The sequence below is a fragment of the Pontiella sulfatireligans genome, assembly GCF_900890705.1.
GTDB classification, from domain to species: domain Bacteria; phylum Verrucomicrobiota; class Kiritimatiellia; order Kiritimatiellales; family Pontiellaceae; genus Pontiella; species Pontiella sulfatireligans.
This window is the reverse complement of record NZ_CAAHFH010000001.1, coordinates 1,647,020-1,661,559: the sequence shown is the minus strand read 5'-3', so window position 1 is coordinate 1,661,559 and position 14,540 is coordinate 1,647,020. Positions and strand designations below refer to the sequence as shown.

Sequence of the window (14,540 nt, the reverse complement as noted above, 5' to 3'; positions counted from 1 at the left end):
ATTAGTTGACTCAGAGAATATCCCGGCTCACTACCGGGATGTTTTTTTTTGGTTTGGGTTTGGGATTTTTAGTTTTTGAGCTGTTTGACGGATTATTCTGTCAGATTATCCATTCGCAAACAGGGTTCTGTGTAGTCGCAAAACAGCTCTATATTTTATAGAGCGTTCGGTTTATAAGTATCGTGTTAAATGCGGGGTGAGCTCGGTTTAAATGTCATTAATGCAGGGTAATTAAGGATTAAAATGTATTCTATCTTCATGAAAATAAGTGTGGTTCTCATTGGTTTGGTTTGTTGGGGTTCGACCGCGGCGAGTGCCGCCAGCGGTCAAAAACCTAATGTGATTCTCATCCTGACTGACGACCAAGGGTATGGGGATTTGTCGGCTCATGGTAATCATGTTCTGGAAACACCCCAGATGGATAAATTGCATGGCAAAAGCATTCGGCTTACTGATTTTCATGTAGCCCCGGTCTGCACCCCGACGCGTGGGCAATTGCTGACCGGACAAGATGCGCTGAGTAACGGAGCAAGTTCCTTTGGCTACAGCCGGGAACTCATGCATCGGGATATCCCCACCCTCGCGAATGTTTTTTCCGCGAATGGGTACCGCACCGGGCTCTTTGGAAAATGGCATCTGGGCGATTCGTACCCTCACCGTCCGCATGATAGAGGATTTCAGGAATCCATCTGCCACGGAGGGGCTAGCATTTCCCAGACTACGGATTATTGGAATAACGACTACTTCGACGATTATTTTTCCCATAACGGGGTAATGAAGCAATACAAGGGCTATTGCACCGATGTGTTTTTTAATGAAAGCATGAAGTTCATGCGGCAGAGCAAAGCCCGGAAAAAGCCTTTCTTTTTATTCCTCCCGACCAATGCCCCGCATGGCCCTCTTTTAGTTCCGCAGCGTTATCGCCAATATTATTTGGATAAAGGATTAAATAATGCTACCGCGAGCTTTTATGGCATGATCGCGAATATCGATGAAAACATAGGCCGGTTGGATCAGTTTTTGGTGGATGAAAATCTACTGGAAAACACAATATTGATTTTTGCAACCGACAACGGCGGAACCAAAGGACGGGGCATTTATAATGCCGGCATGAGGGGCGGTAAAGGCAAGCCCTACGAAGGTGGTCACCGTGTTCCTTTCTTTATCAGTTGGCCCGATGGGCATCTTGGCATGCCACGTGATATCGATGAGTTGACCCAAATTCAGGATGTTTTTCCGACCCTCATTTCATTGTGTAATCTGCAGAATACCGAAGCACTCCAGTTAGACGGGGTTGATTTGAGCGAATTGCTGACCGGCAAAAAATTAAAATTAGAAGATCGCATGCTGGTCGTACGGTGGGCCAGACAACTGGATGCGCCAATGTGGGATGGGTGCGTACTGTGGAACAAATGGCGGTTGGTTAAAGGACATGAGTTGTATGATGTGGCGGCTGATCCCGGACAGGAAAAGGACATTGCAGCGCAACACCCGGAGATTATGGAACAGATGCTGAATCACTATGAAAAATGGTGGACGGATATACAGCCGGAGTTCCAGACAGAAGAATGCTTTGTCATCGGCTCCGATCACGAAAACCCGCTCACTTTAACCTGTTTCGATTGGTTTAACCACAAAGGGGCAACCAAGGAATCTAATGTTACGGTTCAATATAGTATTCGTAATGGGATGAATACCAATGGCGTATGGAAGGTCGATGTGGCGCAAGATGGTGACTACGAGATTGAGCTGCGTCGCTGGCCCAAGGAAGCAGATGCCGAAATTTCAGCTAGCATCCCGGTGTTTGAGCCGGTGGACCTAATACCGAACTACTACGGGGAACCACCATACCCAGTTGGGAAAGCATTCCCCATTGCCCAAGCCCGACTGCAGATCGCTGGTTTCGACGAGATGAAAAACGTCTCTTCAAGCGATAAATCTATCGTGTTCAACGTTTCTCTAAAAAAAGGCCGGGTCGAAATAAAAACCTCATTCCTGGATAAAAATGGGGATGAGTTATGTGGCGCATATTATGCCTACGTTAAACGCATTTAGTTTGGGAGTACGGATGAACTACATGTATTTGAGTCCGTTGTTGGGGGGGTTGTTTATCTTGTCTAGTCCTGTTTTGGCAGACGAGGCCTTATCGAAGCGGCATGATTTTGAGCAACGTTCCTGCTTAGATCATTATCGTGTAGCGGGCGGTGGAGAGGCAACAATCACGTCCTCGAAAAGCAAGTTTGGTTCTCATGCCTTGCGGTGGGATTGGGGCGATGGAAGTGTTTTATCCGTAACAGGACTCAACCCCATGGCATTGGAAGAAAGCGGTTTGAAATATATGGATAGTTTTCCGGCCAGCCCGACCTTTATTACCTGGATTTATAACGAGAACATCTCGGATCAGTCGCTGCGTTTTGAGTTTGGCGATAATGGGGCGAAGCTGGGGTTTTCCTTTCCGCTTGATTTTGAAGGGTGGTCGTTGATCAAGATGCCGTATTTTGCGATGGAAGCGCGTGCTCGGGTGCCCGCAATGGGAGAGCCCATTGAGTTTTCAGGTTTCAGGGTGATCAGTCCGAAAGGGAATCGGCGCGGCCGGGTGTTTCTCGATAATCTAGCGCTGGCATGCTACGAAGATAATCGAAGCTTGAAGGTTCATCTAAGAATATTGAATGGGGAAAGAAAAGCTTTTGAGCGTATGCAACAGCTACCGGCGAGTCCGTTTTTCGGTAAGGAGAATAGTAAGCAGATTGCACGCATAGAGTCGGAGTATGTTCAAAAATATTATCCGAACAGAAAATTAGGCCGCGAAGGGTTGGAGCGGGTATTGCAGAAGCTTGAGGCGCAGTTTGGTCAGGATTTTCATATCGAACGTCGGGCCGATGATTCTATTTCCGGCATCGCCTTGGTGGATGATGAACGAGCCTATTATTTAGAGTCCTGCTGGGGATTAAAAACCGGAACGGATTTTTGCGGAATTAAAACGTTTGGAGTTTTTTTCCTCGAACTGACAAAAACCTATACCAGTCGGAAGGAGGTCTTAACCGAGGAGGAGAAAAGTCGGTTGGAAGAGATGATGGTGAATTCGCTGACCTATCTGCTGGACCAAGGGTGGTCTGGGAAGTCCACCCATTTTATGCGGGTATCGTACCGCCTTCGAGAGTTGTCCCAAGGTATGTTCCTTTGCCGTGATTTTTTGAAGAATAAGCATCCGAAATTATTGATCCCGGTTCGGGATTCGTTGTGCTGGGCGCAAAAAGTGCAGAATATGTTTTTCCAGAAACAAGAACGGTCTGCCAACTTTGATTTTTTCAGGTTGCACATGGGGAATATCCCGGCGGGCATTTTCCTCTTTGCCGAGGATAGCAAGAAAGATGCGCTACTGAGGCGGTATTCTGAGTTTTTATCAACCGCCATTGATTCCCAAGACGAGCGAGAGGATGCTCATTATGATCGATGGGGCTTTCGCATGGACGGAACCACGTTTCATCATTGGGGGCATTATCCAGCTTATGCCAACGCCTCGTTCTCGAAGATTCCTCCCCTGATCAAGTTGCTCAATGAGAGCGACTATCGTGTTTCGGACCGCGCGCTGGAAAACTTTAGAAAGGCGTTGTTGTCGGTACGACTGTATACGCAAAATCAGCAGACGGGATTCGGCATGACGGGGCGTCATCCCTTGACGGCATCCTATACCCTTAAGGAATCATATAGAACCATGGCATTGCTTCCAGGAAACCCTCTGGATCGTGAAATGGCGTCGGCATACGTGCGGCAGTGGGACTATCCGCAGGATTCATCCTCCTTTCTGGATGCAGGGATTGAGGCGGAAGAGTTATCGGGTTTCTGGACCTTCCCTTATGGCGGCTTTTCGATCCACCGTCGGAACGGTTGGATGATGACCTTCAAGGGCTATAACCGCTACACGTGGGGCAGTGAAACCTATATCGATGCAAATCGTTTCTCCCGTTACATTGCCGCAGGAACAGCGCAGGTGGTGTATGGGCAGGGGGCCCGGGCCAGCGGATACCACAACGACGGATGGGATTGGAACCGGATGCCCGGCGCAACCATCGTCCCGTTGCCTTGGGAAAGGCTGGAGTCGAAAGAGGAGATCGTTGCATTGAAGTCGTTGCAAATCTTCATGGGCGGGGTGCATCTCGAAAATCAGGATGGCGTGTTCGCCATGGATCTGGATGAAAGTACTGCGTTCAATTTTGATCCCGCATACAAGGAGTTGAATTTATTTGCCCCGGTTCAGGCCCAGAAGTCGTATTTTTGCCTTGGAGATCGTGTGATATGCCTTGGCTCTGGGGTGTCGGCTAAAAGTGGGGATTACCCCGTTGAAACCATCTTATTCCAAAATAAACTGCCCGCAGTGGATTCCGCCTTATGGGTGGATCGAGATCAGGCGGTCACCGAGTTCCCATATGAAAAAGAACTTTCCGGGCCGGAGTCGCACTGGGTTTTAGACTCTTATGGAACGGGGTATATTTTATATTCGGGTGGAGAACTGAAGGTTAAAAAAGCGCATCAAACCTCGCCCAAATATGATTATTCCTATCGCTTCAATGAGCGCACGAAGAAAGTCAAAGGCGATCCCTATACGCAGGGCGACTTTGCCTCGGCCTGGATCAATCATGGGAGTTCGCCCAATAACCAGTCCTATGAATATGTGGTGATTCCCCAAACGTCGGTAGAGGAGTTAAAGGGGCGATTCAATCAGCCGGCGAAGGATTATGAAGTCTTGAGGCAGGATCAGATCGCTCATATCGTAAAAGATAAAAAGTCTGCAACGACGGGCTATGCCGTCTTTGATGCGGATGCGCCGTTGGGTTTCGGCCCGATCCGTCAAGTGAGTCATGAGAGTCTGGTCATGCTGAAGGAAGACGGTGGCGAGCTGGTTCTGAGTGTGGCCGTCCCGGATCTGAATGCAACGGATTTCACGCATAAGTCCCATATTCGAGGACAATCCAAGCCTTATGCCGAAGGGTATCAAGAGCCGGGTCCTAGTCGGGATGTGGAGCTTGTGATTACGCTGAATGAAGCCTTTAAATTGATCCGCACAGATGCGGAATATGGCCATCAGGTTGCTATAGATGGCGGAAGCACCTCGATCACCCTCAATTGCCGCCACGGAAAAACAACCCACTTTTATTTGGAGAAATAATGAGGTGTGTAAAATTAATGCCGCTATTAAGTTTAGCCCTGTTGCTGTGTAGTTGTTCTGCCGAGTCGGAAAACCCGCCGGAGCCGATCAATCCACCTTCCGTGACAGCGGGGGATCAGCCGGAAGAGAGCAAACAATCGGTAAAGGCTTCGCAGAAGCAGGTGGACTCTCCCGATGTTTTGTCTTTTGTAATGTCATACGACCTTCTCGCGAAAATGAGCATCCCGCAATTAAAGGAACATTATGACGCCTTGTTGTCCGATATCGGCGGGTGGGAAAAAGTCAAAGAGATTCAGGCGATTGAGGTCTGGCCGTATGGGTATCAAGGAAAAGGAGGAAATTGTCCGAATTGCCAACCTAAATTCACCAAGAATATCTATCCCCTGGATTTGAAGGAAGGGAAGCTAGTCTGCACTCATTGCAAGGAAATCATCTATCCCTCTAAAAAGTTTAAGGCCAATCATACGGTTCGTTTAACGATGCACGGGGAGGCGATGGATTTCGATGTGTATCAATCTGAAGTAGGAATGAATTATTGTCTTGAAAGCGTGATGCAGCAGGAACAACTCGAACGTTTGTATGGCACGGTTCCGGTGGGTAAACAGGGGCATCGGGATATCGGATTGGTCTCCACGCTGTTTTTCCTCTATGAGCGAACGCAAGACGAGATTTATGCTGAACGGTGCATTGAGATCCTGCTGTCTCTTTCCGAAAACAAAAAAGGCGTACACATAAACAAACTCACTTTTCCTGAAAATGACATTCCCGATATTGAAAAAGGGACGTCCATCCAGCGTATTGCCGGAATGGATATGCATGGTATGCCGGGCGTCGAAAATGTGTGGATGTTGGCTTTTCATTCGGTTGGGAAAGCCACGTCGGCCTGGGAAAAGTTTGGCGATCCCCAACGCTTGAAAAATAAGGTTCGGCAAGCCTTGATTGATCGGCATGAAAATTATGTCGCGTATATGATCAGCGGAATGAATGGAGGGGAGGATGGCTATTCCAATCCCGGGAACGTATTCGGCCGTAACCTTCGAAGCATGGTGCTGACGGGAGCGTGTTGCGACTATCCAAAGGCCCTGTTGGACTGTGCCCATTTTATCGATGCCATCGTTCGGCAATATGCAACCTTCAACGGAGTGGAAGCGGAAGGGGGCTCCTATCAGAATCAGGTTGTCGGGAGCTTGAGAAATACGATGCGGAGCCTTCGTATCGCGATGAAGTATGCCTTGGAAAAAGGATTGATCGAGAAAGATTCATTACTGGATCAGTATATACAAGATGTCATGACGTCCGCTGGCCGGGTTAAAGTAGGCAGCTTTACATATCCGAACGGAGAGCGTGTCCGGCTGGCGGATACCACGATTCCAAAGACGCTTACGGAAAATCGGGTGTTTGAAACGAATGAGATCCATCCAGATGCCGCCTGGGGCTATTTCCCGATGTGTAGTGAAAACCGGACCTATCTCGGACTCAGCCTGTCCTCGCGGAAATTCTATCACCATCATAATGACGATCTGTCCATTGTGCTGTGGGGCAGCGGCAAGGAATTGCTACCGAAAATCGGGTATTGCAAGTCCTGGTATCGCTATTATATCACGAGCGCACAGAATGGGTCTTCGGTTCATTGGCGGAACGGGCCGGTTCTGGATGAAGCCAGCCGGACGCTCCGGGATGAATACGAGCAATTTAGAGTCGATTATCCCGCACCAATACCCCCCGCGTTGACCTATACCCCGGAAGCCGCGAAAACAGTTCCGGAGCTGATTGAGACCAGAAAGGTCGGATTGCGGAGCTATTCGGTTCGAAAGCCGGAGTTGGATTATAAAGAGTGGCGCCGCACGGCGGTGTATGAATATACCCCCGAAGGGTTAGTCACCTCGGTAGATGCCGCCTCCCCGGGAACGGTCGAGCAAGGGGTTCAATTCCGCAACCGAATGTTAATGTTGATTCCGGTGCATGGGACGTCGTCTTATCTGGCGGATTTCCATCGTATTGCGGGGGGCGACATGCACCAGATTGGGGTGAAAGCGCCTCTGGGTGAAGATGCAACCACCACCTGTTCCGCCAAAAAAGCGCAACAAGAAATTGCCGATGCGACGAGGGGATATTGGAGTGGGAAGATGAGGGGAGCCTATCTCAAAGCCTTCAAAAATGTGGAGGTTCTGGACGGCTCGAAGCCATGGGATATCGAGTGGGTGACCGAGTCAACCGGAGTGCGCTTGAAAGTCTGGGGGACAGGTAGCGAAAACACCGTGTTGCTAAGCGGCGAATCACTCGATCCAATACGGGATCCGTATCGAAAACTATGGGTTTCCCCGGCTGATGCGCCCCCCATGGAATTTACGCCCCACTTGTATATTCGCCGGGAAGGTTCTGACGACTCGACCGGAACCCTGCAGACCATTACGCCGCTCATTTATGAACATGATCGTGCGGACCAGAAAAATGGGGATCCAATTAAAGAGGTCAAGACGGTTTATTTTGAACAGGGGACAGAACGTTTAGAGGAACACAAGAAGCCGTTTGTGGTGAGAGTACTTTTTGCCTCGGGAAGAATCGATTATCTGTATTCCAGCTATGATCGCGAAATACGAACCGTGGATGGCTTGGAGTTCATGGGACGCGGGGCGTGGGTATCGAAAGCGAAGCGCCAAAGCAAACCCTGGGCGGCAGTCACCCTTCGGAACTCGTCGGTTAAAGGGCCGGGGCTGGAGCTGGCATCGATACCCCTTCAAAAGCAGCCGATCCTCGAGGCTGGCTATCGACAGGATGCCGGAGTGGAATCTGGATACTTTCGCTTGAAGGGGATTGTGAAGAATCCGGAGCACTATATCGGAATGTGGGGCCGGGCGGATTTTGGTGCTGACGTAAGTAATGTTTATAAAATAACCGCCATCGAACTTCAGCAGGATATGAATGAAACGCTAGTGAAAATCGACGGACGCCCCGGGTTGGAGAAACGGGCGGAGGGATGGTCCTATATCGGGTATCCCTTTAAAACCGGCTCCCAGCAGGCCTCTTTTGAATTCGAGGACCGCGCCGAGTTTTATTCAGATGAGTTTTTGTCGGCCATCGAATAATAAGTGCCGAAGGAGTCTTCAATTAGGCGAGTTTAGAATCTTTGAATGCTGCGTCTGGAAGATGCCATGCGCTTGTTTTGGATTGAATAGGAAGCAAGTAAACAGGACGGTACAATGAAAATTAGTGCATTAGTGGCAGGGTTAGCTTTGATGGTGTCGGTTTCGGTAATGGCGAACACGGCACAGAACAAGCCCAATATTCTTTTTGTCATGTCGGACGATCATACCTCGCAGGCGATTGGGGCCTACGGGGGGCGGCTGGCCTCGCTAAATCCGACCCCGACGATCGATTCGATCGCCAAAGAGGGGGTGGTGATGGAAAACGCCTTCTGCCATAATGGGATCTGCACGCCAAGCCGTGCATGCATTATGACCGGGCAATATAGCGCGATCAATGGTTGCCCGGTATTGATCGATCATCTTCCTGCTGAACGGCAATACCTTTCAACCGAAATGAACAAGGCGGGCTATCAGACCGCGGTCATTGGCAAGTGGCATCTTCATGACCGCCCCTCGACCTTCGACTATTACAAGGTGCTCCCAGGGCAAGGGTACTACTTTAATCCGATCTTCTTTGAGAAAGGAAAAACGGGAACTATTGAACGTCAAGTACGGAAGGATCTGACGCGCGTTTTTGGCCCTGATGCCGTGGAAATGGAGGGGCACTCCACGGATTGCATTGCTGATTCCGCGCTCGAATGGTTCAAGACCAAGCGCGATCCCGACCAACCCTTCTTTCTTAAACTACACTTTAAGGCTCCACACGATTATTTCGAGTCAGCACCACGCTATGAATCCTATCTCGCGGATACATTTATCCCCGAGCCGGAAAATATGCATGATCGAAAAAAGCATGGTTCGATCGCCACACAAGGGCATAATGGCGAGTTGATTCCGCACATTGGATCCTCGATCGGACGTCGTAATACACAGCGCAACTACACGCAAAAATGGGCAAAAGATCCCTCCTTGTCCGATGACGAGGCCATGAGTCAGGCCTATCAGATCTATCTTAAAAGATATCTGCGTTGCGTGAAAGGGGTCGACGATAATTTGAAGCGGGTGGTTGACTACCTGAAGGCGGAGGGGCTCTACGATAATACCGTAATCATGTACACCGGAGACCAGGGCATGTATCTGGGGGAGCATGACTATCAGGACAAGCGCTGGGGTTATGAGGAAGGGATGCGCATGCCGTTCATCGTCCGTTATCCTAAAAGTATCCAAGCCGGTAGCCGCACGGATGCCATTGTCGAGAACGTTGACTTTGCTCCGACGATGCTCGATTTCGCGGGTGTGCCGACGCCCGATTATATGCAGGGCCGTAGCTTTAAATCCGTTCTTGAGACCGGCGTCGAGCCCGCGGATTGGAAAAAAGCAGCCTACTACCACTACCAGATGAACATGATGCACCACGACAACCCGGCGCATATTGCGATCCGCACCAAGCGCTATAAGCTGATTATGTTCTACGGTACCGGCTGGCAGGGCGAGGATTCGCCGGACACGCCGCCGGGATGGGAACTCTATGACCTTAAGAACGACCTCGGCGAAGACCATAATCTCTACGACCATCCTGAATATGGGGACATCATTTCCGAGCTGAAGGACGAGCTCAAAGGGTTGCGAAAAAAATACAAGGTCGATGGCTCTGAATTTGCCTATAACAAAGTGATTGAGGAATATTGGGACTATGATGCCGAAGCCCGCGCCAAGGCCATCGAGATTTCCCATCAGGTTATTGAGCGGATCAAAAATGGAACTTGGCCGTACGATTGGAAGCAGCAGCAGAAGCGAGTGCGTGAGAGAACTAGAAAAGCGGAGTTGGAAAAAAAGAAAGCGCACTAAACCGGCAGGATGTAATTGCGCCGATAAAAAAAACGGGTGTTGGTCACGTAAAATAGAAAATAGAATACTATGGAAAAAACAAGTGCACATGTAGTTCCCTCGATGGTCCGGCGCAATTTTTGTCAACTCATGACGGCGGCTACAGCGGCACCTTTTATGGGCGGAGCATTGTCCGCGCATGCCGCGGCGGGTCATTCAGCCGCCTTCCTGAAGATGGATCGAAGCGAAGAGCCTTCCTTGCTGCTTCGCTACGATCGATCCGCGGCCAATTGGAACGAAGCGTTGCCGATTGGAAATGGCCGAATCGGCGGCATGGTTTGGGGGAACGTCTCGGAAGAAATCATCGATCTGAATGAAGAAACCCTCTGGTCGGGGCACCCGCGGGAGACGGATAATCCCAATGCGAAACAACACCTTCCTCAAATCCGAAAAGCGGTTTTTGATAAGAATTACGAGCGGGCCAATGATCTGGCCTATAAGATTCAAGGGACCTACAACGAGAACTATCAACCGCTGGGGCAACTGCATCTTTCGATGTCGCATGCCGGGGAATCAACGAACTATGCGCGCGCGCTGGATATTGGCAATGCGGTGTCCACGGTAGATTATGAAGTGGATGGCGTGAAGTATCACCGGGACTACTTTGTGTCCGCGCCGGATAATTCGATGTGTATTCGTTTGACGGCGAGTGAGCCGGGAAAGATCAGTTGCCGCCTGAAAATGGATTCGCCATTGAAGCACGTGTCTTTTTCCCGGGGGAATTCCTGTATTATGCAAGGGCAGGCGCCGTCCCATGCCGACCGCGCGAGTATAAAGGCGGATCAGGTGATCTTTTATGATCCGAAAGAAGAGGGCCTTTCATTTTATTCGCAACTTCAGGTGGTGCCCGAGGGCGGTCGTTTTTGGAAATATGAGAATGGGATGCGTGTCGAGCACGCCGATTCTTTGGTTCTGGTCTTTTCCGCGGCAACCAATTTTGACGGGTTTGATGTTTTTCCGCGCAAGAGCCGGATTGATCCCTGCAAAGTGGTGAAAGAAACCTTCCGTAAAATCGGTCCGGTGGATTTTAAAGAACTTCAAAAGCGGCATATTGCGGACTATAGAACGTTGTTTGATCGGGTTGGTATCCAGCTAGGGAAGGGGGCCTCCATATCCAAGACAACCGACCAGCGGATTAAGGATTATGCCCGGGATGAAGATCCGGATTTGGTGGCCTTAACCTTCCAGTATGGCCGTTACATGCTGATTTCGAGTTCCCGACCGGGAACCTTGCCCGCCAACTTGCAAGGAATTTGGAATCCCTTGATGCGCCCGCCATGGATGTCGAATTGGACCAATGACTTGAATACTCAGATGAACTATTGGCTGAGTTGGACGACCAATTTGCCGGAGTGCGAGAAGGCGCTGATCGATTGGGTTGATAATTTGCGGCCCAATGGCCGGAAAACGGCACGTACGAATTATGGCGCCAAGGGCTGGCTGTGCCACAACACAACCGATTTATGGATGCAAACCGCACCCGCGGGTATTGAGCGTCCGCGTTGGTGCATTTTGCCGCTGGGCGGGGTATGGCTATGCCAGCACCTATGGATGCATTATGTCTTTCATGGAGATCGGGAATTCCTTGAAAAACGATCCTATCCCATTATGCGGGAGGCCGCAGAATTTTGCCTAGATTGGCTGATCAAGGATTCGGATGGCTACTACGTTACCTGCCCCTCGGTCTCTCCAGAAAATTGGTTTGCAACCGCAGGGGATAAGCAATTGTCGATCTCTAAGGCCAGCACCTATGACATGCAGTTGATTCGAGATTTGTTTACGAACTGTATTCAAGCCGCGAAGGTTTTGAATACAGACAAAGAGTTCTCTGCTAAATTACAAGAGAGAATGGATCACCTTTATCCCCAGAAAATAGGTCAGTATGGTCAGTTGCAGGAATGGAGTGAGGACTGGGACAAGCCTGAAGACCAACACCGCCATATTTCGCACTTGTTTGGTTTGTTTCCCGGGGATCAGTTGACCCCGAACAAAAATCCCGAGGGATGGAAGGGCGCCCGTCAATCGCTCCTGATGCGAAGTGGAGAAATGGCCAAAGGGGGGAAAGGCAAAAATGATGCGGATACGGGTTGGTCTATCAACTGGAAAATTGGTTGGTGGGCCCGTTTACATGATGCTGAACAGGCGCAAAATATGCTACGTAAAATTTTCCGCTTTGCGCCATCTGGTAACACCCTTTCGTCACAGAAAGGCGGACGTTATGCCAATCTGTTAAATGCAGGCCCACCGTTTCAAATTGATGGGGTTTTGGGCTTTACGGCTGGCGTGGTTGAACTCCTGTTGCAAAGCCACGATGGCTTTATCCATCTGCTCCCTGCATTGCCGAAGAACTGGCCGGATGGACGGGTGACTGGGCTGAAAGCCAGAGGCGGATTTATTGTGGATATCGAATGGAAGGATGGGAAATTGCTGGAAGCGGTCATCCACCCCGGACATGAAAAAGAGGTCCGTGTGCACTACCAAGACGATGTGCATGTTTTTGCGAAGATAGAAAAACCAGTAAGGATTACACGACATGATTAGGTTTTTTTTGATGTCCATGCTTCTGGCGTTTGTAGGGGATTCCCCCACGTGTAAGGTGCGGGAATTAATCCACTACGACAATCGCTGAAAATAGTGAGTGAAGTTGAATTAAATCGATAGAATTTAATATAAAATTTGTCGAAGCGTCTCGACGCGATATGGAGCTAATAATCATGAAACTAAAAATAACCGGTCTGTTCGTGGCGATCGCCGCATCCTGTTTTGCGGGCAACATGGATTCCGCCAAACCCAACGTGGTGGTGATCTATTACGACGACATGGGCTATGGCGACATGGGCGTGAATTTTCCGTCGAATCCGAAAAGCCTGACGCCCAACCTGGATGGGTTCGCGGAGGGCGCGCTACGCTTCACGAACGGACACTCCTCGGATGGCGTCTGCTCGCCGTCGCGCTATTCGCTGATGACGGGCCACTATTCCTGGCGCACGAGTCTCAAGAAAGGCGTGATCGGCGGATACAGTGAAACTTTCATGGATGCAGACCGCTTCACGATCGGCAAGATGTTCCAAAAGCAGGGCTATGAAACCGCGATGGTGGGCAAGTGGCATATTGGCATGAGTTTCCAAAGCCCCGCGGGCAAGTCGGTTGATTTGGGCAACAATTCCAAGGTGCTGAAGGCAAATAAAATCGACTTTTCCAAGGCTGTGACGGCCACGCCGTATCATCGCGCCGGGTTCGACTATTATTTCGGCACGGCCGCGTCGTTGGATATGCCTCCCTACGTCTGGCTCGAGTCGAAGGACGGCGAGGTGCACGCGCTGTACAAAGGCGGCATCGTGAAAGACGACACGGTGGACTTTAGTCAGGCGCGGATCGCGAAGAATTCCGACCTCGCGGAAGGTCAGCGTTTTGGCCGGCCCGGCGTCAACGATCCGACCTTTATCTTCGCGGACTATTTGCAGGTTCAGGCCGCGAAGGTCAGCGATATCATGGCGAAACGCGACCAGGACGGTAAGCCGTTTTTCCTCTATGTTCCCATGCCTGCGCCGCACGCGCCGCACACCGTGCAGAAAAAATTCGAAGGTTCCGCGGGCTGGACCTATGGCGACTATATTGTTCAGACCGATCACTATACCGGCGAAATTCTCAACGCGTTGGGTGATCCGAAGGATCCGACAAGCCTCGCGGCGAACACCGTGGTTTTTATCACGAGTGACAATGGTCCGGAGAAAAACGCTTTTAAGAGAAGCATCAAGGACGGGCATGACGCAAATGGTCCGTGGGCGGGAATCAAACGCGACAGCTATGAAGGGGGAACCCGCGTTCCTTTCATGGTGCGCTGGCCCGGTGCTGTGACGCCGGGCGTGACGGATCACGCCTGTTGGCAGGGCGATTTCCTCGCGACGATGGCCGAGTATATCGGGCATGAACTGGCCGCGGATGAAGCGCCGGACGCGGAGAGCTTTCTTCCCGTACTTGAAGGACGGCCGATGCCGAAGAAGCGTCGCGCGGGATTCATTCAACACTCCGCCGCCGGGCAGTTCGCGGTGGTTGACTATACGGGCGAATGGAAGTTGATTGATGGTTCGGGCGGCGGGGGCAATAAAGAAACATGGGACGCCGACAACGAGATAACGCTCGTCCAGGGCGAGATCCGTTCGACGTCGCGGCAGCTTTTTAACCTGAAAAAAGATCCGGGCGAGCGCGTTAATCTATTAAGCGACCCGTCGTCCGAGGCTAGGGCGAAGGAACAGGAGCTCTACGAATTGCTCAACCGAATTCGCGGCGATAAGGAATGGGGCGTTGAAGGTTCTAGCAACGTGCCGCGCTAACTAATTTTTTGAATGGTCCCTTCTGCGCTTGAGCGGATGGGGCGCTCACTTATAAAAATACGGAGA

6 protein-coding genes are annotated in these 14,540 nt (G+C 50.5%); all 6 read left to right on the top strand.

All coding sequences use genetic code 11. The annotated features are described in order from the left end of the window. Window positions 1-243 precede the first annotated feature (243 nt). On the top strand, window positions 244-2,055 hold the full coding sequence (locus SCARR_RS05635; protein ID WP_136060527.1) for an arylsulfatase: 1,812 nt from the start codon (window positions 244-246) through the stop codon (window positions 2,053-2,055). Beyond that, a complete protein-coding gene (locus SCARR_RS05630) occupies window positions 2,012-5,167 on the top strand; it encodes a chondroitinase family polysaccharide lyase (protein ID WP_168433027.1) in 3,156 nt (1,051 codons plus the stop codon). The genes SCARR_RS05635 and SCARR_RS05630 overlap by 44 nt, the downstream gene beginning before the upstream one ends. Further along, entirely contained in the window at window positions 5,167-8,253 is a 3,087-nt protein-coding gene (locus tag SCARR_RS05625) for a heparinase II/III family protein (protein ID WP_136060525.1), read from the top strand. Before SCARR_RS05630 ends, SCARR_RS05625 begins: the two co-directional genes overlap by 1 nt. A 114-nt stretch (window positions 8,254-8,367) precedes the next feature. Continuing rightward, window positions 8,368-10,101: a sulfatase family protein gene (locus SCARR_RS05620; RefSeq protein WP_136060524.1), complete on the top strand. Its 1,734-nt coding sequence runs from the start codon at window positions 8,368-8,370 to the stop codon at window positions 10,099-10,101. Between the two features lie 69 nt (window positions 10,102-10,170). Then, window positions 10,171-12,681, top strand: a complete 2,511-nt coding sequence (locus SCARR_RS05615; protein WP_136060523.1) for a glycoside hydrolase family 95 protein — start codon at window positions 10,171-10,173, stop codon at window positions 12,679-12,681. Between the two features lie 173 nt (window positions 12,682-12,854). Beyond that, on the top strand, window positions 12,855-14,474 hold the full coding sequence (locus tag SCARR_RS05610) for a sulfatase family protein (protein ID WP_168433026.1): 1,620 nt from the start codon (window positions 12,855-12,857) through the stop codon (window positions 14,472-14,474). Window positions 14,475-14,540: the final 66 nt, after the last annotated feature.

What these genes read in the sequence shown, in the direction of transcription:
- SCARR_RS05620 (WP_136060524.1), top strand. Translation starts at nt 8,368, where the DNA reads ATGAAAATTAGTGCATTAGTGGCAGGGTTAGCTTTGATGGTGTCGGTT.
- SCARR_RS05630 (WP_168433027.1), top strand. Translation starts at nt 2,012, where the DNA reads ATGAGTTATGTGGCGCATATTATGCCTACGTTAAACGCATTTAGTTTG.
- SCARR_RS05625 (WP_136060525.1), top strand. Translation starts at nt 5,167, where the DNA reads ATGAGGTGTGTAAAATTAATGCCGCTATTAAGTTTAGCCCTGTTGCTG.
- SCARR_RS05615 (WP_136060523.1), top strand. Translation starts at nt 10,171, where the DNA reads ATGGAAAAAACAAGTGCACATGTAGTTCCCTCGATGGTCCGGCGCAAT.
- SCARR_RS05610 (WP_168433026.1), top strand. Translation starts at nt 12,855, where the DNA reads ATGAAACTAAAAATAACCGGTCTGTTCGTGGCGATCGCCGCATCCTGT.
- SCARR_RS05635 (WP_136060527.1), top strand. Translation starts at nt 244, where the DNA reads ATGTATTCTATCTTCATGAAAATAAGTGTGGTTCTCATTGGTTTGGTT.